An 18,919-nucleotide genomic window follows, 5' to 3' on the forward strand; every position below is an offset into this window, starting at 1 on the left:
AACGCGTGTTCGAATCTTAGTCATGCGATGGGAGGCTCAGCTCGTCAATCCGCCGGACGCCTCGGCCGCGCTGGCCGACGGAACTCTGCCATTAGAGCTGCCGTTGGATCTTCCGTCGCAGACCGCTGGCACCGGACCGCTCGCCGGTTCGGTGGTGCGGACGTTCGACACGCCCGAGTTCCGCGGCGTGACGTTCTACGAGGTGCGGGCGAAGTCGGTGCTCAACCGGGTGCCAGCGGCTTCCCAGGTGCCGTTCGAGTGGACGGTCAATCCGTATAGAGGCTGCACCCACGCGTGTCGGTATTGCTTCGCCCGCAAAACGCACAGCTATCTGGACCTGGACACCGGCCGCGGCTTCGACACCCAGGTGGTGGTGAAGGTGAATGCCGCCGAGGTGCTGCGCCGCGAGCTCGCGGCGCCCCGCTGGGAGCGGCCGCACGTCGCGATGGGCACCAACACCGATCCGTACCAGCGGGCCGAAGGACGCTACAAACTGATGCCTGGCATCATCAGCGCGCTGGCCGAATCCGGCACCGGCTTCTCGATCCTCACCAAAGGCACCCTGATCGCCCGCGACCTTCCCCTGCTGGCGAAAGCGGCCGCCGGTGCCGGAGCGGGAGCCAACCTGTCCATCGGCTTTCTCGACCGGGAGATCTGGCGATCGGTGGAGCCGGGTACGCCCAGCCCGCAGGCCCGGCTGCGGGTCTGCGGACAGCTGTCGGACGCCGGCCTGAACTGCGGAGTGCTGCTGGCGCCCGTGCTTCCGTATCTGACCGATTCGGACGAGTCGATCGACGCCACCGCGGCCGCGATCGCGAGGGCCGGCGCGCGGCAGCTGACCGGCATCGCACTGCATCTGCGTCCGGGCGCGCGCGAATGGTTCATGGCGTGGCTGAGCCGCGAGCATCCGGAGCTGGTCCAACGTTATCGACGGCTCTACCGAGGCGGGACGTACGCGGACGCCGACTATCGCGCCGAGCTGAGCAGCCGGATCCACGCGGCGGCGCAGCGGCACGGCCTGAACCGGCGCAACGACACTCCCGGCCGGTGGACGGGTCAGGCTCCAGAGCCGCCGCCACCAGCGCAACCCGAGCAGCTCACGCTGATGTGAAAACGCGGCCAACCAACCGGGCGGGTCAGGCGTCACAGGGATGGGTGCTTTACAACGAGGTGGGGCGCCCCTGCAATGGGGGCATGGGGGTGGGTGGATCGGGGTCCGGTGGTGCGGGCTCGCTCGTTGGTGGGGGTCAGCATGAGCGGCGCACACCGGGCCCCGATTGATCAGATTTTGTATTCCTTGAGCAGGCCACGGCTGATGATCGTTTTCTGGATCTCGCTGGTGCCTTCGCCGATCAGCAGGAACGGCGCTTCGCGCATCAGCCGCTCGATCTCGTACTCCTTGGAGTAGCCGTAGCCGCCGTGGATCCGGAAGGCGGCTTGAGTGACTTCGGCGCAGTATTCGCTGGCGATCAGTTTCGCCATCCCGGCCGCGACATCGTTGCGCGTGCCCGAGTCCTTCAGCCGCGCGGCATTCACCATCATCGCGTGCGCGGCCTCGATCTTGGTGGCCATCTCGGCCAGTGAGAACGCCACAGCCTGGTGTTCGGCGATCGCCTTACCGAAGGTTTTTCGTTGCTGCGCGTACGAAATCGCCAACTCAAACGCGCGGATGGCGATGCCGCAGGCGCGGGCGGCGACATTCACCCGGCCGACCTCGATGCCGTCCATCATCTGGTAGAAACCCTTGCCGGTCTCGCCGCCGAGGATGGCGTCCGCGCCGATCCGGTAGTCGTCGAAGACCGCCTCGGTGGTGTCGACGCCCTTGTAACCCATTTTCGCGATCTTGCCGGGAATAGTCAGCCCCGGTGACACCTCACCGAATCCGGTCGGCTTTTCGACCAGGAAGGCGGTCATGTTCTTGTACGGCGAATCGGCGCCCTCGTTGGTACGCACCAACAAGGCGATCAAATTCGAGGAACCGCCGTTGGTGAGCCACATTTTCTGGCCGTTGATGACATATTCGTCACCGTCCCGAACAGCCTTGGTACGGATCGCGGCCACGTCCGACCCGAGTTCGGGCTCGGACATCGAAAAGGCGCCGCGCACCTCACCGGTCGCCATCTTGGGCAGCAGCCGCTGTTTCTGCTCTTCGGTGCCGTGCCGGGAAATCATGTAAGCGGCGATGAAATGCGTGTTGATCACGCCGGAGATGCTCATCCAGCCGCGGGCGATCTCCTCGACCACCAGCGCGTACGTCAGCAGCGACTCGCCGAGCCCGCCGTACTGCTCGTCGATGGTGAGCCCGAAAAGGCCCATCTCCTTCATTTTCTCGACGATCCCGGCCGGATACTCGTCGGCGTGCTCGAGCTCCTGGGCGACCGGGATGATCTCCTTGTCCACGAAGGTGCGGACCGCGTCGAGGATCTCGGTCTGGATGTCGGTCAGTCCGTGGGTCTGCGCCAGCCGCGCCATGGTGTCACTCCCGGTCCGTAGCGGTTACCGGTCAGTATCGGCGACCGATGGCCCGCTCCGCGACTTCGTGTGGAGGTTGTCACGTGCTGAACCGTGCAACCTCTCACCCATTCGTGCCATTACGGCGGTCATCCATCCAGGTATGGGACCGCGCTGCCACACTCAACGCATACCAACGGGGACTTCCTTGGAGCCAGCGATGACCTACCAGCCACCTGTGACCGGCGGACCTTATGGACCGAACGGCCCGTACCCGTACCCCTACCCACCGGCACGCCGTACGAACACCATGGCGGTCCTCGCCCTGGTCTTCTCCTTCGTCTTCGCGCCGGTTGGCATCTTCCTCGGCTACCGGGCGAAAAAAGAGATCGCGCGAACGGGCGAGGACGGCGACGGCCTGGCGACCGCAGGCATCATCGTCGGCTGGGTGCACTGCGGCATCTGGGCGCTGGTGTTCCTGATCTGGATCGCCTTCATCGTGCTCTACGTCGTCTTCGCGATCAGCCTGGTCGGCGCCGCGGGCGCGGCCGGCTCCACCAACGCCCTATTCTTCTAGATATTGGCCTTCGACGGCCCGCGGCCGGGCCGTCGAAGGGAATCAGCGGCGGCCGGAGTCGACGCTGTTGCCGCCGTCGACGACCAGCATGTGGCCGGTGATGTACGAGGCGGACGGTGAAGCCAGGAAGCACACCGCGGCCGCCACCTCCTCGGGCGTGCCGGGCCGCCCGACCGGCGTGTGCCGGCCATATTCCAGCTCGGTGGCGGTCGACGACGACGTACGAATCCAGCCCGGCGCCACCGCGTTGACGGTCACCCCGTCCGCGACGACCTCCATCGCCAGCGCCCTGGTCAGGCCGACCATGCCGGCCTTGGCCGCCGCGTAACCGGCCTCGGCTGGCACCGCGTTGACCGGGCCGGTGGTAGACGCGACGTTCACGATCCGGCCCCAGCCGCGCTCGGCCATCTGTCCCACCAGCGACCGCGACACCAGGAACGCGGTGGTCAGGTTGCGGTCGATCTCGGCCCGCCAGTCCGCGTCGGACAGGTGCGCCACCGGCCGCAACACCTCCGGGCTCGCGAGCGAGGCCATCCCGGCGTTGTTGATCACGATGTCCGGCTCGCCGACGCTCTCGGTGAGCGCGTCCGAGAGCGCGCCCACCTCGGCCGGGTCGACCAGGTCGGCGACGAACCCAGCGGAGTCCAACTCCTGGGCGCGCTCGTGGATCCGCTTGGTGGTCGACACGATCGCGACCGTGGCGCCCATCGAGCGGAGCCGGTACGCGACGGCGAAACCGATGCCGTATGGGCTGCCGGCTCCGGTGACCAGCGCCACCCGGCCGCTCAACTCGTCGCTGATCTTCTCGACCACTGAACTCCCTGCCCGCTCGCGCCTTCGGCTGTCGTACGTTCGCGGCAGAATCTCCAGGAGTGCCCCGATGCCGGCGTACGGTCCGGTCTGTCACGCTACCCTGGCCGGCAGATCCGAGCGGAAAGTGAAGCGATGTCAAATCCTTACGACCCCTATGGGAACCAGCCGTACCAGCCCGTCAGCGGCTATCCCGGCGGTTACCCGGCCCAACGCAGCACCAACGGGCTGGCGATCGCCTCGATGATCCTGTCCATCCTCGGGGTGGTGTCCTGCTGTTTCTTTGGCATCGCCGGCGCGATCATGGGTCACGTTGCCACTGGCCAGATCCGCGAGCGAAACGAGGACGGCGAGGGCTTCGCCAAGGCTGGCATCATCATCGGCTGGGCCAGCGTCGCCCTCTGGGTCGTCATCATCATCGTCTATCTGTTGATCTTCGGCGGACTCTTCGCCATCGGCCTCAGCCACACCCCACCGACTTATCGCTAACCGCCGCAGTAGGCGGTGTCGAGGAGGTTCCGTACGGCGGTGCTTGCCTCGGCGGTCGGCTCATAAGGCGTGGCGTAGGCCTCGACCCGGCGCATCCCGTCGAGTGAGGTCATGGCGAAGGTGTTGAAGCCCTGGATGCCGCCGGCGTGGCCCCAGGCAGTGCCGCAGGTCAGCGGGATCTGCATGAAACCGAGGCCGTAGCCGGAGCTGAACGGCAGTGTCCTGCGCATCTCGGCGAACTGCGCGGGCGCGAGCAGCCGGCCGCCGGTCAGCCCGGCGAGGAACCGGTCGAGGTCGGCGGTGGTGGACACCAGCGCGCCGGAGGCGCCGGCGATGGTCGGGTTGATCTCGGTGGTGTCGACCGCGTAACCGTCGACCGGCAGGTAGGCGTGTACGTGTGCACCGGCGATGAACGGGTTGTCACCAGGGGCCGAGGAATCGTGCATGCCCAGCGGGCGGAAGACGCGTTGGGTCACCTCGTCGCCCCAGCTGTGCCCGGTGACGGCCTCGATCAGCATCCCGGCCAGCAGGTAGTTGGTGTTGGAGTAGCTCCACGCGGTGCCGGCTGGGAAGTTTCGCGGCTTGGCCGCCGCCTCCGCCACGAATGCCTCGGCGGACTGGTGCTGGAACCGGATCCGCTGGTAGGCCTTACCGTCCAGCGGGACGTCGTCGGTGTAGTCATGCAGGCCGCTGGTGTGCTGCAGCATCATTCGTACGGTGATCTTGTCGCCGTCGGCCAGTACGCCGGGCAGATAGCGGGAGACGGGGCTGTCCAGGTCGACCGTGCCCGCCCCCACCAGCTGCAACACGACCGTGGACAGGAACATCTTGGTGGTGCTGCCGATCCGAAACCGGCCGTTCACCGGCACCGGCAGGGACGTACCGCGGACCGCGGTGCCGGCGCGCACGATACGGGTGTGGCCGGCACTGGTGATCCGGACCTGGAGCCCCACCACGCCGGTACGGGCGGCCTCGTCGGCGAACTGTTGGAGGGAATCCGGGCTCGCCGCGGCGAGGGCTGGCGTCAAGGCGATGGCCGCGGCGGCCACGGTGGCAATGGCAAGGATGCGAAGTCTGAGGTTTCTCATGAGGTCTGAGTCTTCCGACGGCGATGCGCGCGTACGTCCGTCGCGGGACTGACCGTGTCCCTTAAGGGCGGGCGGCCTTGACCCTGATGGATCCGGCTCCTTGGGGTAGTGTCCGGCTGCCGGCGGTCCGCCGCTGGCGGCGCAGGCCAGCGAAGCCGGTGGGAATCCGGCGCTGTCCCGCAACTGTGAGACCGCCGACTAGGGCGGTCGAGCCAGGTCGCCTGGCCCTGCGCCGGTCCCGCTGCTCGGGACGCGGGTTGCCGGCCGGCGAGGGACCAGCCGCGGCCAGCGCGTCCCCCGCCGACAGGAGTTGGCAATTTCCACCACAATTTCCACCACAATTTCCGCTACCAGGCGCTGGCTGCTCGCGACCGTACTCACCGCCGCCGTGCTCAGCGGCTGCGCGCAGGCGCCACCGCCCACGACCGGCACCGCCACCTCGGGCGCCGCCTTCCCGGTCACCGTGCAGGCCGGCAACGGCCCGGTCACCATCAAGGCCCGGCCGACCCGCATCGTGTCGCTGTCGCCGACCGCCACCGAGATGCTGTACGCGATGAGCGCCGGCTCGCAGGTCACCGCGGTCGACGACCAGTCCGACTTCCCGACCAACGCGCCGCGCACGAAACTGTCCGGCTTCAAGCCCAACGCCGAGGGAGTGGCCGGCTACAAGCCTGACCTCGTCCTCATCCAGAACGACGCGAACGGCCTGCTGGCCGCACTCACCCGACTCAAGATCACCGTGCTCGTACTCCCGTCGGCGACCACGTTGACCTCGGCGTACGCGCAAATGACAGCGCTGGGCACCGCGACCGGGCACCAGCAGCAGGCCGCTCAGGCGGTCGCCGCCGAGAAGTCGAAGATCGCCACCGCGGTCGCCTCCACGCAGGGGCGCGGCAAAGGGCTGAAGGTCTATTACGAGGTCGACCCGACCTACTACTCGGCGACCTCAAAGACGTTCGTGGGCGACATTTACCGGCAGTTCGGGATGATCGACATCGCCGACGCGGCGAAGGGCACGGCGCCGGACTATCCGCAGCTCTCGGCCGAGTTCGTGGTCCGGTCCGCGCCGGACCTCATCGTGCTGGCGGACACCAAGTGCTGCGGGCAGTCGGCCGCGACGGTCGGCAAACGGCCCGCCTTCGCCGACGTTCCGGCCGTACGCACCGGCTCGGTGGTCGCTGTCGACGACGACATCGCGTCCCGCTGGGGACCGCGGGCGGCCGACCTCACCGCGGCCGTGGCCGCCGCGATCGTGCACCGGAAGGCGTGACGACGGCCGGTCTGCGGCCGACCCTCGCGATCGGCGGCGTGCTGGTCCTGCTGGCCGCGTCGATCCTGCTCGCGGTGTGCGTCGGCGCCGACGTGGTCAACCCGGTCGCGCTGCTGACCGGGCACCTGACCGGCGTGGACGCCGAGGTGATCGGGCAGCTCCGGCTGCCGCGGGTGCTGCTGGCCGCGCTGGTCGGCGGCATGTTGTCGCAGGCCGGCGCCGCGTACCAGGGCGTCTTTCGCAATCCGCTGGCCGACCCGTACCTGCTGGGCGCGGCGGCCGGCGCGGGCCTGGGCGCCACCGCGGTGATCGTGCTGGCCGGTGCCACTGTGGTCGGCACGATCAGCGCGGTGCCGCTGGGCGCCTTCGTCGGCGCGGTCATCGGGATCGGCGGCGCGTACGTCCTCGGGCGAGCCGCCAGCCGTACCGGCGGCACCGCGGCCCTGCTGCTCGCCGGGGTCGCCATGACGGCGTTCCTGACCGCTGTCCAGACCGCGTTGCTGCAGGCGCACAACAGTGACTTGTTGCAGGTCACCGCGTGGATCCTCGGCGAGCTCGGCACCGCGAGCTGGCCGTCGCTGGGGTTGCTCGCACCGTACGCGGCGATTGCCGCCCTCGCGCTCGCGTTCGCCGGCCGTTGGCTGGACGTGCTGTCGGTCGGCGACGACGAGGCCGCTTCGCTGGGTATCCGGCCGGAGCTGGTCCGATTCATCATTCTGCTGGCCGCGTCGCTGTCGACGGCGGCCGCGGTGTCGGCGGCCGGGCTGATCGGCTTCGTCGGACTGGTCGTGCCGCACATCCTGCGTCGACTGGCTGGCCAGTCGTACCGGCTGCTGCTGCCGCTGTCGCTGTTCGGCGGCGCGGCCTTCCTGGTGCTCGCCGACCTGGTCTCTCGTACGTTGTTCTACCCGGCCGAGATCCCGATCGGCGTGGTGACGGCCTTTGTCGGCGCGCCTTTCTTCGCGTTCCTGCTGCTGGTCGGCAGCCGCTCATGAGCGACCCCAGGCTGCGTGTCGCCGGCGTGTCCGTCACGCTTGGGCGGTCGGCGATCCTGCGCGATGTCGACCTGGCCGTGCCAGCCGGCTCGTGGGTGGGCGTGATCGGGCCGAACGGCGCCGGCAAGTCCACCCTGCTGCGGGCCGTCCTCGGGCTGGTCCGGCACACCGGGCGGATCAGCCTCGACGGCACCGACATCGGTGCCCTGCGGCCCCGCGACCGAGCCCGCCGGATCGCGTACGCGCCGCAAACACCGCTCCTGCCGGCCGGGATGTCGGTGGTGGACTACACCCTGCTGGGCCGGACGCCGTACCAGTCGATGCTCGCCGGCCCGCGACGCGCCGACCGCGAGCTCGCCGAGGGCATCCTGCACCGCCTGGACCTCACCGATTTCGCCGGCCGGCCGCTGCAGACCCTGTCCGGCGGCGAGCGGCAGCGGGTCGTACTGGCCCGCGCGCTGGCTCAGCAACCGAGCCTGCTGCTGCTGGACGAGCCGACCGCGTCGCTGGACCTCGGGCACGCGCAGGCCGTGTTGGAGCTGGTCGACCGGCTCCGGGTCGAGGACGGCATCACCGTGGTCAGCTCGCTGCACGACCTCGCGCTGGCAGCGCAGTATCCCCGCGAGCTGGTTCTGCTGTCCGGTGGCTCGGTCGTCGCCGCCGGCGCGGCCGCCGACGTACTCACCCCAGCCGCCCTGGCCACGTACTACTCGGCACACGCCCACGTCGAAGTCGGGCCCGACGGCGTACGCATCCATCCTTTGCGCACTCCCCCACCCTCCTAGCCGTCTCCCCACGACCACACAGCGTCACGCCTGTCTTTACTCGGCGCCACGGAGAGTCAGGAAAGGCCGGGGACTAGGCGACGGTGCCGCCGAGGTCGGTCCAGGCTTTGCTGGCGGTGTTGTAGACGTAGAGATGGCCGTCGGCGCCGCGGGCGAACACGTTGGCGCGGTCCGGCTGACTCGGGACGCCTTCGTCCAAGACGTACGGGGTCGACGTGATCGCGCCGCCGGCGCGGTAGGGCGGGGTGTTCAGCGAGGCCCCGTTGAGGAAGTAGAGAGCGCTGTCGGTGCCGCGATAGTAGTACCGCAGGCTCCGCTCACCGACCGACGCGGCGGACGCGACCTGCGCGGTGCCCAGGCGTACGGGCGCGCCGAAGTAATGTGAGTCGCCGTTCACGCCGTTCACCATCCGGTAGAGATTTCCATCCATGCCACGGAAAGTCAGGATCGTGTTCTGGTAGACGGCGTTGTACGACAGCGCCGGCGCTGACGTGATGAGGGCCTTGAAGTCAGTCCCATTCGTGTAGAGCTTCCCGTCGGCGCCGCGGGCCGCGTAGAAGACGACCTGGTTCGTCGGCGTCGAGAAATGCTTGTCGTAGTTGACGCCGAGCGGTGACGTATACGTCCCACCCAGCACGTACCAGCTCTCCCACGCGTTCAGGTCGTCGTTGTCATTGACCGTCGTCATGGCCCGCCCAGCCAGGTCGGTGGTCAGGATGCTCACGTCGAGCTTGGGCACCGGGGCCGTGCTGGTACGGGACCGGCCGAACGGTCGCGGCGCGCTCGGCGGAGGTGGCTGCGAAGTGAAGACCATCGGACCGGTGGCCGCGCCGGCCGGGATCCGGGTGTCGATCCACGGGGCGTTGGGCGCGATGCTGCGCATGTGGATGTGCCCGTCGGTGCCCCGGACGAAGGCGTACGTGCCGGCCGGCAGCGACGACCCGCCGGGCAGCACCGCCGCCGACACCGCGAAGGGCGACAGCGGCGCTGGTACGACCGCGGCCTGCGCGGCAACCGCGCTGGTCAGGACCAACGCAACAGCCGCGGCGACGGCGACGATCTTGGTCGGCAGAGCCTTACCAGGCACGGAAATCGCCCTTTCCCAGCACGCACTCCCCGCGGTGCGGCCGGCGGTCGGAGGGAGCCAGGGCCGCACCGTGCCCCGGCGACGGCTTCTCCACCGTACCGACGATTCAGGCTATTTGGTGACGAAATGCGCCTTGTTCATATCGGCTCGTGGTGGTCGTGGTTGGCGGTGCCGCGCTTCCAGTAGCCGCTGATCGACGTCCAGTCCTTGTTCGCGCCCAGCTCATCGGCCAGATAGCGGCGGATCGGCCGCAGCGTGCCGGCCTCCCCGGCGGCGAAGAAATAGCCGTCGCCGTCCGGCAGCTTCAGCTCGCGCAACGCCGACAACAGCAGTTCGGTGCTGCCCGGCTCGGCGCCGTCGCGATGCAGCCACCGCACCTCGACGCTGTCCCGGTTCGCCAGCGACTGCTCCTCGGCCGCGTCCGCGACCTCCAGCAGCACGATGACCCGACTGGACGCCGGCAGCTCCTCAAGATGCCGGCCGATCGCTGGCAACGTGGTCTCGTCGCCAAGCAGTACGTAGTAGTCGAAGTCGTCGGGCACCAGGCGCGACCCACGCGGCCCGCCGATCGCCAGCTTGTCACCCGGCTGCGCCTGCGACGCCCAGCTGGAAGCCGGCCCGTCGCCGTGTACGACGAAATCGATGTCCAGCTCACCGGCGGCCGAGTCGTACCGGCGTGGGGTGTAGTCCCGAGCCTCCGGCCGCTGCTTGCCCTCCGGCCAGCGCACCCCCTCCGGACCGAGCTCAGGCAGCACCGGCTCCGCTCCGGCCGGCGAGAAGAACACTTTGATGTGGTCCGCCGGCCCGAGGCTTACGAAACCCTCCAGATCCGGCCCGGTGAACGTCACCCGGATCATTCGCGGGGTCAGGTTGTTCACCTTGGCCACTTCCAGGGTCCGCAACCTCACCTCGTGCCGTACCCGCTCCACCTCATGCAGCACTGCCATCCGCCAACCCCTTTGTTAGGTATACCTAAGGTGCTCACTGTACGACTATCGCCGATACATCGCTACCACGGCCTGTCATGGCCGCGCCCTACCGGGGATCACGCGCAACTCGGTCACCGTACGCGGGCAATGGATGTATCCGCGTACGGCGAACGTGGGCATGATCCGGCTCATCACCGCCGGCGCCCTGGACCTGGGACCCGAGCACGTCACCCGCTTCGACCTTGACCACGTCAACGACGCGGTCACCCACGCCGCAGCCCACGGCGGCCCGTTCGAACGCACCATCCGCATGCCGAGGCCGTAACCTCAGTACGACGCGGGAGCCATCGGAAACCGCTCGTACACAAGCCCTTCGGGAGTGCATTGTTGCCCGCACCTGGCGCCGCCGACGTCACGACCACGCCATCTGCCGTACGCGCCATCGTGGCCTCCCCGCTCTATCGCGGCGCGACCGTCGCGCTGTTCCTGTCCGGGCTCGGCATGTCGGCCGCCGCACCACAGATCGCGTTGTTCCTGGTCAACGACCTGCATGTGCCGCTGGCCACGGCCGGCCTGTACTACCTCACGAACGTCACGGCCCCGGTTGCCGGCTACCTGATCGGCGCACGCTCGGACCGTACGGGCAAGCGACTGGGGCTGTTCCGGCTGTGCGCCATCACGGGATTCGTCGGCTGGGCCTGTATCGCGCTCGCCGAGCGGGCCTGGATGCCGTTCGTGATCAGCGCCCTCGTGCTGGCCTTCTCCGGTGCGGCCGGCTCGCAGCTCTTCGCGGCGATCCACGATGACCTGCGGGCGACCCGCAGCCCGGTGGGGGACGGCGTGGTTTCGATTGTACGGATGGCTCTGACCGCTGGCTGGATCATCGGCCCCGTACTGGGCTCAATCCTGGCCACCGCCGTCAGTCCTCGAGCGATGTTCGCGGCCACCGCGCTCTGCGCCCTCGCCCAGATCGTCCCCCTGGGCTTCCTGCGCACCGCCCCGCCGCAGCCACGGACACCGGCCACGCCGGCGTCCGAGCACGTCACGCGCCGCCGCGGACTACAGGTCATGCTGCCCCTGCTCACCTTCACCGGACTCTACGTGCTCGTCTACGCGGGAGAGCCGATCAAATACGGCTACCTGCCCATCTACATGCACGACGACCTCCGCCTGCCGACCCTGGTCAGCGGCGCGGTGATCGGCATCCAACCCCTGATCGAGCTGATCCTGATGCCGGTGGCCGTGATTGTCGCCCGCCGCATCGGCATGCTGCGCCTGATGATCCTTGGCGCCGCCTTGGGCGTCGGCGCCAATCTCTGCTTCGCGCTGACCGGGAACGCCACCGGCATGTTCGTCGGGCAAATTCTCATGGGCGGCGTCTGGGGCATCTTCGCCGCACTGGGCATCATCGTCGCCCAACGACTGCTGCCCGAAGCAGTCGCGACCGCCTCGGCCATTTTCATGAGCTCCACCGCGATCGCCAGCGCCCTCGGAGGGTTGACCGGCAGCCTCGGCGTCAGCGCCTTCGGTTTACCGTACGTGTTCCTCGGGGCGGCCTTCTACGGCCTCATCGCCACCGGCGGGATCGCGATCATGAGCCGATCCCGGCCCATGCGCTAGATGACCACTTAGAAACGTTTGACGGACGGGTGTGGAACTCTGCAGGTCGGCAAACGTCAACAGAAGGCGCGTCAAGCGCAGGGTCTCTGGTTCTCGTTCTCTGCCTCGGCGGGCGGAGCCCTGGCACGTTTCCGGGGCCGAGGGAGAGAACGAGAACCAGAGACCACCACCAAACCGCAACACCCGCACCCCGACCCCCACCTCTCCCGAGGTAGCAGGTCCAAATCCCAGAACCCTGGCACCCCAGCAAAACCACACCGCCCCTACCTGCCCTTCCCTGATACAAAGTTAAGGGCGCGGGGTTGGGATGAGGGCCGGAACGTCAGTCGCGAATAGCCACGATCAGCTCAATTTCCACCGGCTGGTTGTCGGGGAGGTTGGAGGTGCCGATGGCTGAGCGGGCGTGTTGGCCGCGGACGCCGAAGATTTCGATCATCAGGTCGGAGAAGCCGTGCACGACTTTGGGCTGCTCGTGGAAATCGTCGGCGCTGTTGACAAAGGCCAGCGCTTTGACGATCCGGTCGACCCGGTCGAGGTCGCCGAGGTGGTCGCGGATGCTGCGCAGCAGTTGGACGCCGGTCGCGCGAGCCGCGTCATAGGCTTCTTCGGGGCTGACTTCGGCGCCGACCCGGCCGCGGTAAAGCAGTTTGCCGTCGTTGTCGGCCGGTCCGTGGCCGGATACGAACAGCAGGTTGCCGTGCTGGACGCATGGCACCAGACCGGTGCCTCGCTGCAGCTTGGTCGGCAGCTCGATGCCGGCTTCCCGCAGCTTGTCATCGATGAATCCCACTACTCACTCCTCTTTCTCTTTGTTGTCAACATTATCGGCGCCGAGACTCCAACAGGCGGCGCAGTTCGGACAGCACCAGCTCGTCCTCGCCGTTCTGCAATGTCTGCGGGTTCAGGGCTATCACGTCGGGATCGACGGCACCGACCGCGATGTGCGGATCCGCGGACCAGAGCGCTTCGACCAGACTGTCCCGGTCCCAGCCGCTGGCTGGTCCAATGTGGACCATCGCGCGTCCGTGCGGTTGGCCCGCCTCACTGGGATAGCCGCGCTCGACCTCGATACCAGGCAGGCCGGAAAGGCCGGCTATCCACTTCTGTACGGACGTTTCGTACGCCGCCAACAACGCCGGCTCGTCCTGCTGAAGAGACCATTCCACCGCGGCCAGCAAGCCAAGCAGCTCCTCTTTGCCGACCTTCATGCCGCGACCGAGCGAGTGATTCGGGGCACCGTTGGCCCGCGCCGCCTCGATCAGCCAGCCCTTGCCGACCATCAGCCCGGTCGACTGCGGGCCTCGCAAACCCTTGCCACCACTGAAAACCGCCGCGTCGGCGCCGACCTCAGCGGTGAAATGCCACAGCGAGGAAATCGGCGGCACCTGGGCGGCGCCGTCGACCACCACAGGCACTCCGGCCCGGTGCGCGATGTCCACCACTTGCTCGATCGGTAGCGCGCCAGCGCTGAAGTGAGCACCAGCGAACCACAGGACGCAGGCCGTGCGCTCGTCGATCGCGGCCGCCAGCTCGTCAGGTTCTGGTCCCACCTCGACGATCCGGACACCGACTTGGCGCACTGCGTAGTCGTACGCGTTTCGTTGACTGCCATAGATAATGACCGTCTTCTCGCCGGTCTTATCCAGATATGGCAAGTCTTCGATAGCGACCGGATTCGGGCCGCCCTTCGGGCCTGAAACGCAGCCGATTACGGCAAGCGTCAGCAGCGCGGCCGCACCACTGGAGACAAGGGCGGCCTCATTGCCAGTCACTTTCGCCAGTCGTTGGCCCACCGCGCGATGTAATTCGAAGACGTCCACGAAATTCCGGGAAGCCGCGGCCATCGCCGGCAGCACCGGCGGCGCGACCAGCGAGCCGCCGAGTTTTGTCAGCGTCGCGGCCGCGTTGACCACCGGGCGCAGACCCAGCGACGCGTACGCCTCGTTCACATATCGATCCGCGGGCGCTGTCATGCGGACGTACGGTCGAATCGTGACAGCGCCGGCAACCCGAATTTCCCCGCCAGCCAGGCATCCGCGGCGTCGTTGTCGGTCTGCCCCTCGTGGCTGACCACATACCGTTCGGCGTCCAGTTTCCCGGCAAGCGGCAGCAAAGCACTGGTCTCGCTGGAAATATCGACGCGTACGGACGCCCGAACCGCCGCCGCGTGCCGGTCCGAGTCGAAGAATTCCAGCGTACGACTCACCGCGTCAGTGTCCGCGGGAGTCGTACGGAGATGGTCGTTGAACTCCTCCATCGGATAGTCCGCGGTGGCCTTGCGCAGTTCCGCCGCGCGGTAGAGCAACGCGCCGGTGACCTGCAGCGCCGCGAAGACCGGCCGGCGGGCCGCGGTGAGCACGGCCAGGTCATCTCCGACGACAGCGATCCGAGACTGGTCGACTTCGGGAAGGCCGCTGAGGAATTCGGCGGCCCGCAGGCAGTCGGCGACAATCCCCCGGTAGACGTACCTGGAATCGTCCGCGATCCGGTCCGTCAGCAGGCCCGGATATGCGGCCGCATAAGGAGAATCCGCGGTCCGCTGACCGCGGTGCGCGATCGTCAACGTCACGTATCGGAGCCGGTCGTTGTAGTGCGGCGGATTGTTGACGCTGCCGTAGCGCGGAGTGGCCAGCAGCGCCGGGAAAGGGCCGTCGCCGGTCGGGATGCTCAGATACCCGAAAATCCGGTACGCGCCAAGGCTGGTCAGCCGCACTTCGTAGCCGGTGAAATCGTCAGTGCACCGGCCGGGGATCCGCTCGATCACCGGCCGGGCCGGTAAGTCTGTCAGCTCGATGTCTATTTTCTCCCAGTACGCCGTGAAATCCGCGTCTGTGATGGTCACTTCCCCTCCCCCGCCGCGCCGGGCTTGAGGTGCCCGGCGAGGAAATCGTCGACCTTGGGCAACACCCAGTGCAGCCCGGCGTCATGGCCACAGCGCTCGTACGTGTGCAGCTCCTTCTCGCATTTCATCGCGTCGTACACGGCGAATCCAGTCTCTGGCGGGCAAACATCGTCTTCCAGTCCGATGTAGACGAACATCGACGCCCGGATGTTCGGCGCGAAGTTGACGCCGTCGTAGTAGCCGACCGTCTCGGCCATCTGCTGTTCGTGGTCCGGGTGCACGCGCAGGTACTCGTTCATTTCCTCGTACGGGTACGAATGCGTCAGCTTCGCCGAATCCATGAAACCGCACAGGTAGGGCGCGCCGGCCGCGCCGCACTTGATGACATCCGGCAGCAGGGCGGCGGTGGTGATGGTGAGCGCACCGCCCTGACTGGAGCCGGACAGTCCGACCCGGTCGGCGTCCACCTCCGGCCGGGTCAGCGCGGTTTCCACCGCGCGAACGGCATCCACGTAAAACCCGCGATATCCGTACGTGTTCGGGTCCACGATGTTCTCGACCAACAGCCCCGGATAGCCCGGGTTGAAAAGCTGGTTCGACCGGAGCTTGCCGCGCGGCGCGACGGCGAAGGCCGCATAGCCCTGTTTCGCCCAGTGCTTGGGAACCGTCGGCTCCGAGATATAGCCCGGAAGCATCATCAGCGCCGGATAAGGTGGCGGCAGATACTCGGGGCGTGGCACCGCGAACCAGCCGGAAATCCGTACGCCTTCCCAGCTGTCGTAATGCACATCGTAAACAGCGATTTCCTCGGTCGAGCGCTCCGGCACATAGTCGAACGACGGCCGCAGCGGCACCGCGGCCACCTGTTGCAAGGTAGCGGCCCAGAATTCCTCGAAATCATCTGGCCTGTGCACGTCGACGGTGTAGCGCTGTGGTTCCCGCACCCGCGTCACCCGGTATCCCCCTTCGCAGCTGCCGGCGATTGGTTGGCTACCACTGAATCCTGCCGGTTCAGTGGGGTCGCCGAGCGCGCCGCCAGCACCGCGCGCCCGTCGGACGGGTCGAAAAGATGTACTTTTTCGGCCGGAAATTCGACGGTGACCTGGGCGTTGACGCCGACCTGGTAGGGCGCCGGCACCCGCGCCTTGACCAGCTGCTCACCGAGACTGACCGTGACGAGTACGTCCGCGCCCAGTAGTTCGGCCACGAAAATCTTAGCCGCGGTACCGTTTTCCACACCCAGGAGGACATCTTCCGGACGGATGCCCAGCACGGCTTCGCGGCCGGACAGGTCGTCGACCGCGGCCGACGCGTGGTCGGGCAACTCGATCGCGATGCCCTGGTGCCGGAACAGCAGTTTGCCGTCCTCCCGCTGGACTTCGCCATGCAGGAAGTTCATTGGCGGGCTGCCCATAAAAGACGCCACGAACAGGTTCGCCGGCCGGGCGTAAATCTCCTCCGGCGAAGCACACTGCTGAACCAGGCCGTCCTTCATCACCGCGATCCGGTCGGACATCGTCATCGCCTCGACCTGGTCGTGCGTCACGTAGATGAAGGTCCGCCGCAGGTCCGCGTGCAGCCGCTTCAGCTCGGCCCGCATCGTCACCCGGAGCTGAGCGTCCAGATTGGACAGTGGCTCGTCCAACAAGTACGCGCCGGCGTCCCGGATAACCGCCCGTCCCAGGGCGACCCGCTGGCGCTGGCCGCCCGAGAGTGCCTTTGGCTTGCGTTCCAACAAGTTCTCGATGCCGAGCGATGCGGCCACCTGGTCCACCCGGGACGCGATCTCCGCCTTCGGTACGCGCATCATCCGCAGCGCGAACCCGATGTTCTGCGCGACCGTCTTATGTGGATAGAGAGCGTAGCTCTGAAAAACCATCGCCACGTCCCGCTTGTTCGCGGGTAGGTGCGCGACCGGCTGGTCATCGAAGAATACCTCGCCGCCGGACGTACGTTCCAATCCGCAAATCATCCGCAGGGTCGTCGACTTCCCACACCCGGACGGTCCGACCAGGGTCAGGAACTCCCGGTCCGCGATGGTCAACGACAGGTCGTCGACGGCGACCACACCGCCGAACTCCTTGCGTACGTTCTCCAACCTGACTTCAGCCATCGTCTATCCCTTCACCGAACCGGCGGCCATGCCCTGCACGATCAACCGCTGGCAGATCAACACCAGCACCAACGGCGGCACCACGGCCACCACCCCCGCAGCGGCCATCAGAGTGACCTGCGTGTTCAGGTCGGTGGCGAAGTTGGCCGCGATCACTGGCATCGTCTGCGAACTGATGGTGCTGGTCATGAACAACGCGAACATGAACTCGTTCCAGGCGGTCATAAAGGCGAAGATCGCCGCCGCGACCAGCCCGGGCGCGGAAATCGGCAGGAACACCGACCACATCATCCGGAACCACCCGCACCGGTCCACCCGGGCCGCGTCCTCCAACTCCCGTGGCACCGAACGGATGTAGTCCTTGAGGATCCAGATCGTGATAGGCAGGGCGAAAGTCGTGTACGACAAAATCAAAGCGCCATACGTGTCCAGCAAATGCAGCGCTCTCATCACCAGATAGAACGGGATGATGATCGCGATGCCGGGCACCATCCGGGTCAGCAGATAGACGATCAGCAGCACTTGGCTGCCCTTGAACTGAATCCGGGAAAACGAGTAGGCCGCGAAAGTTCCCAGCACCAGGTTGAAAAGCGCGGTGGTGAGAGCCACGATCATGCTGTTCATCAGCGCGTACGGCGTGTCCGCTACGGCGTGCGAGCCGAGCAGCGCCTGGTCGGTGGTGGGGTGGATGAAGCCCAGGAAGTTCGCCAGCGTCGGGTCCTTGGGTAGGAAGTGCGGCGGCACCGAGGTCGCGTCCACCTCGTGCATGAAGCTCATGTTGACGATCCAGTAGAACGGCAACACCAGCCACAGCGCGAAAAGGATGGCCACCGTGTAGAGAATGATCTTGCGCCACGGAATCCTGGACATCAGCGGGAGCGCCGGCCGGCTGGCCGGAATGCTGGTCATATCTCGATGCTCCCCTTCTTGTAGAGCACCGAGATGTAGCCGATCGAGATCACCAGCGTCACCAGGGTGATCACCCAGGAGTAGGCGCTGCCCAGACCGAAGTCGGTGTACGTGAGGACGGTGCGGACGTTGAGCACGGCGATCACGTTGGTGGCGTCGCCCGGCCCACCGCCGGTGAGGACGTAGATCGTGTCGAACGCGCGGAAGGCGTTCATCGTCTCCAAAATCAGCACGATCAGCAGCGGGTGCAACAGCCACGGCAGGGTGACCTGCCGGAATCGCTGGAAAACCCCGGCACGGTCGACTTTGGCCGCGTCGTACAACTCGCCCGGGATGGTGGACAGCCCGGCCAGCAGGATGATCACCGTGAACGGCAGGGTGTTCCAGACCTGCGCCACCGCGGTGATCAGGAAGGCACCGGTCGGCGAGGTGAGGAATGCCTGGTACGAGTCGATAAATCCGAGCTGGTAGAGCAGTCCGTTCAGCGGTCCGGTCTTCGCGTCGAAAATGGTCCGCCACATCAGACCGTTGACCACTCCGGGCATGGCCCATGGCAACAACACAAGACTACGCAACAGACCGCGGCCGACGAAGGTTTCGTTGAGCACCAAGGCAAGGGCGGTGCCCATGAGCACGGTCAGGCCGAGCACCACCACCACGAAACCGACGGTCACCTTCAGCGAGGTGAGAAACTCCGGGTCGGTGACCAACGAGAGGTAGTTGCCGAACCAGACGAACCTCTCCAGCGCCGGCAGCTTCAGGTTGTATTTGTGCAGGCTCAGCCAGAACGAATAGCCGATCGGGTAAGCGACCAGCACGCCGATCACGATCATCGCCGGTGCATTCAGAAAGTACGCTCGGAGAGTGTCACTGATCCCGCGCCGGGGCGGCCGGCGCGGCGGCTTCACCTCCTGCGCACGCGGTTTCGTGGTGTCCACGGCTGTGGTCGCCACG

At 67.0% G+C, this 18,919-nt stretch carries 20 protein-coding genes and 1 riboswitch; of the genes, 8 read left to right on the forward strand and 12 right to left on the reverse strand.

The annotated features are described in order from the left end of the window. The first annotated feature begins 22 nt into the window (after positions 1-22). Positions 23-1,111 (forward strand): Rv2578c family radical SAM protein, encoded by a 1,089-nt coding sequence (locus ABD301_RS31970; protein WP_344314007.1) that lies wholly within the window; start codon positions 23-25, stop codon positions 1,109-1,111. 170 nt (positions 1,112-1,281) lie between these two features. On the opposite strand, the gene ABD301_RS31975 is transcribed toward ABD301_RS31970, so the two are convergent. Then, positions 1,282-2,472, reverse strand: a complete 1,191-nt coding sequence (locus ABD301_RS31975; protein ID WP_344314008.1) for an acyl-CoA dehydrogenase family protein — start codon at positions 2,470-2,472, stop codon at positions 1,282-1,284. 199 nt (positions 2,473-2,671) lie between these two features. Here ABD301_RS31975 and ABD301_RS31980 point away from each other — a divergent pair, with 199 nt between their 5' ends. Beyond that, the gene (locus tag ABD301_RS31980; protein ID WP_163572713.1) at positions 2,672-3,028 is read left to right on the forward strand and encodes a DUF4190 domain-containing protein; all 357 of its coding nucleotides are present in this window, start codon (positions 2,672-2,674) and stop codon (positions 3,026-3,028) included. 42 nt (positions 3,029-3,070) lie between these two features. Here ABD301_RS31980 and ABD301_RS31985 read toward each other — a convergent pair whose 3' ends face one another. Next, positions 3,071-3,841, reverse strand: coding sequence for an SDR family NAD(P)-dependent oxidoreductase (locus ABD301_RS31985; protein WP_344314009.1), 771 nt, complete (start codon positions 3,839-3,841; stop codon positions 3,071-3,073). Between the two features lie 132 nt (positions 3,842-3,973). Here ABD301_RS31985 and ABD301_RS31990 point away from each other — a divergent pair, with 132 nt between their 5' ends. After that, a complete protein-coding gene (locus ABD301_RS31990; protein ID WP_344314010.1) occupies positions 3,974-4,327 on the forward strand; it encodes a DUF4190 domain-containing protein in 354 nt (117 codons plus the stop codon). Here ABD301_RS31990 and ABD301_RS31995 read toward each other — a convergent pair. Beyond that, a complete protein-coding gene (locus tag ABD301_RS31995) occupies positions 4,324-5,415 on the reverse strand; it encodes a serine hydrolase domain-containing protein (protein WP_344314011.1) in 1,092 nt (363 codons plus the stop codon). The genes ABD301_RS31990 and ABD301_RS31995 overlap by 4 nt on opposite strands. A 154-nt stretch (positions 5,416-5,569) precedes the next feature. Continuing rightward, positions 5,570-5,632: riboswitch (cobalamin riboswitch) on the forward strand. A 93-nt stretch (positions 5,633-5,725) separates the two neighbouring features. On the opposite strand from ABD301_RS31995, the gene ABD301_RS32000 reads away from it, so the two are divergent. The 3 genes from ABD301_RS32000 to ABD301_RS32010 are packed head-to-tail and all read left to right on the forward strand — an operon-like array spanning position 5,726 to position 8,465. Beyond that, positions 5,726-6,685, forward strand: a complete 960-nt coding sequence (locus ABD301_RS32000; RefSeq protein ID WP_279582652.1) for a helical backbone metal receptor — start codon at positions 5,726-5,728, stop codon at positions 6,683-6,685. Then, positions 6,682-7,680 (forward strand): FecCD family ABC transporter permease, encoded by a 999-nt coding sequence (locus ABD301_RS32005; protein ID WP_344314012.1) that lies wholly within the window; start codon positions 6,682-6,684, stop codon positions 7,678-7,680. Before ABD301_RS32000 ends, ABD301_RS32005 begins: the two co-directional genes overlap by 4 nt. Next, complete coding sequence (locus ABD301_RS32010; RefSeq protein ID WP_344314014.1) at positions 7,677-8,465, forward strand: ABC transporter ATP-binding protein; 789 nt, start codon at positions 7,677-7,679, stop codon at positions 8,463-8,465. The genes ABD301_RS32005 and ABD301_RS32010 overlap by 4 nt, the downstream gene beginning before the upstream one ends. 73 nt (positions 8,466-8,538) lie before the next feature. On the opposite strand, the gene ABD301_RS32015 is transcribed toward ABD301_RS32010, so the two are convergent. Both ABD301_RS32015 and ABD301_RS32020 read right to left on the reverse strand, forming a co-directional pair. After that, positions 8,539-9,552, reverse strand: a complete 1,014-nt coding sequence (locus ABD301_RS32015; RefSeq protein ID WP_344314015.1) for a DUF8189 domain-containing protein — start codon at positions 9,550-9,552, stop codon at positions 8,539-8,541. A gap of 137 nt (positions 9,553-9,689) precedes the next feature. Continuing rightward, entirely contained in the window at positions 9,690-10,499 is an 810-nt protein-coding gene (locus ABD301_RS32020; protein WP_344314016.1) for a siderophore-interacting protein, read from the reverse strand. 133 nt (positions 10,500-10,632) lie between these two features. Between ABD301_RS32020 and ABD301_RS32025 the strand changes: the two genes are divergently transcribed. After that, entirely contained in the window at positions 10,633-10,806 is a 174-nt protein-coding gene (locus ABD301_RS32025) for a hypothetical protein (protein WP_344314017.1), read from the forward strand. Positions 10,807-10,868: 62 nt separating this feature from the next. Further along, positions 10,869-12,101 (forward strand): MFS transporter, encoded by a 1,233-nt coding sequence (locus ABD301_RS32030; protein ID WP_344314018.1) that lies wholly within the window; start codon positions 10,869-10,871, stop codon positions 12,099-12,101. A gap of 322 nt (positions 12,102-12,423) precedes the next feature. Here ABD301_RS32030 and ABD301_RS32035 read toward each other — a convergent pair whose 3' ends face one another. Genes ABD301_RS32035 through ABD301_RS32065 form a run of 7 tightly spaced genes read right to left on the reverse strand, consistent with a single transcriptional unit; the run spans position 12,424 to position 18,918 of the window. Next, complete coding sequence (locus ABD301_RS32035; RefSeq protein ID WP_344314020.1) at positions 12,424-12,891, reverse strand: RidA family protein; 468 nt, start codon at positions 12,889-12,891, stop codon at positions 12,424-12,426. Positions 12,892-12,922: 31 nt separating this feature from the next. Further along, complete coding sequence (locus ABD301_RS32040; protein WP_163572720.1) at positions 12,923-14,074, reverse strand: aminotransferase class V-fold PLP-dependent enzyme; 1,152 nt, start codon at positions 14,072-14,074, stop codon at positions 12,923-12,925. After that, a complete protein-coding gene (locus tag ABD301_RS32045) occupies positions 14,071-14,943 on the reverse strand; it encodes an acetylxylan esterase (protein WP_163572721.1) in 873 nt (290 codons plus the stop codon). The genes ABD301_RS32040 and ABD301_RS32045 overlap by 4 nt, the downstream gene beginning before the upstream one ends. Further along, positions 14,940-15,887, reverse strand: coding sequence for an acetylxylan esterase (locus ABD301_RS32050; protein WP_344314021.1), 948 nt, complete (start codon positions 15,885-15,887; stop codon positions 14,940-14,942). Before ABD301_RS32050 ends, ABD301_RS32045 begins: the two co-directional genes overlap by 4 nt. A gap of 5 nt (positions 15,888-15,892) precedes the next feature. Further along, the gene (locus tag ABD301_RS32055) at positions 15,893-17,056 is read right to left on the reverse strand and encodes an ABC transporter ATP-binding protein (protein WP_344314022.1); all 1,164 of its coding nucleotides are present in this window, start codon (positions 17,054-17,056) and stop codon (positions 15,893-15,895) included. A 3-nt stretch (positions 17,057-17,059) separates the two neighbouring features. Beyond that, entirely contained in the window at positions 17,060-17,965 is a 906-nt protein-coding gene (locus ABD301_RS32060; RefSeq protein WP_344314023.1) for a carbohydrate ABC transporter permease, read from the reverse strand. After that, positions 17,962-18,918: a carbohydrate ABC transporter permease gene (locus ABD301_RS32065; RefSeq protein ID WP_344314024.1), complete on the reverse strand. Its 957-nt coding sequence runs from the start codon at positions 18,916-18,918 to the stop codon at positions 17,962-17,964. The genes ABD301_RS32060 and ABD301_RS32065 overlap by 4 nt, the downstream gene beginning before the upstream one ends. Position 18,919 lies beyond the last annotated feature (1 nt).

Origin of the sequence: Fodinicola feengrottensis (assembly GCF_039530045.1) — a bacterium.
Classification (GTDB): domain Bacteria; phylum Actinomycetota; class Actinomycetes; order Mycobacteriales; family HKI-0501; genus Fodinicola; species Fodinicola feengrottensis.

Excerpts from the sequence above, each read along its gene's own strand:
- ABD301_RS31970 (WP_344314007.1), top strand. The coding sequence starts at position 23 with ATGCGATGGGAGGCTCAGCTCGTCAATCCGCCGGACGCCTCGGCCGCG.
- ABD301_RS31975 (WP_344314008.1), bottom strand. The coding sequence starts at position 2,472 with ATGGCGCGGCTGGCGCAGACCCACGGACTGACCGACATCCAGACCGAG.
- ABD301_RS31980 (WP_163572713.1), top strand. The coding sequence starts at position 2,672 with ATGACCTACCAGCCACCTGTGACCGGCGGACCTTATGGACCGAACGGC.
- ABD301_RS31990 (WP_344314010.1), top strand. The coding sequence starts at position 3,974 with ATGTCAAATCCTTACGACCCCTATGGGAACCAGCCGTACCAGCCCGTC.
- ABD301_RS31995 (WP_344314011.1), bottom strand. The coding sequence starts at position 5,415 with ATGAGAAACCTCAGACTTCGCATCCTTGCCATTGCCACCGTGGCCGCC.
- ABD301_RS32010 (WP_344314014.1), top strand. The coding sequence starts at position 7,677 with ATGAGCGACCCCAGGCTGCGTGTCGCCGGCGTGTCCGTCACGCTTGGG.
- ABD301_RS32020 (WP_344314016.1), bottom strand. The coding sequence starts at position 10,499 with ATGGCAGTGCTGCATGAGGTGGAGCGGGTACGGCACGAGGTGAGGTTG.
- ABD301_RS32025 (WP_344314017.1), top strand. The coding sequence starts at position 10,633 with ATGTATCCGCGTACGGCGAACGTGGGCATGATCCGGCTCATCACCGCC.
- ABD301_RS32040 (WP_163572720.1), bottom strand. The coding sequence starts at position 14,074 with ATGACAGCGCCCGCGGATCGATATGTGAACGAGGCGTACGCGTCGCTG.
- ABD301_RS32055 (WP_344314022.1), bottom strand. The coding sequence starts at position 17,056 with ATGGCTGAAGTCAGGTTGGAGAACGTACGCAAGGAGTTCGGCGGTGTG.
- ABD301_RS32060 (WP_344314023.1), bottom strand. The coding sequence starts at position 17,965 with ATGACCAGCATTCCGGCCAGCCGGCCGGCGCTCCCGCTGATGTCCAGG.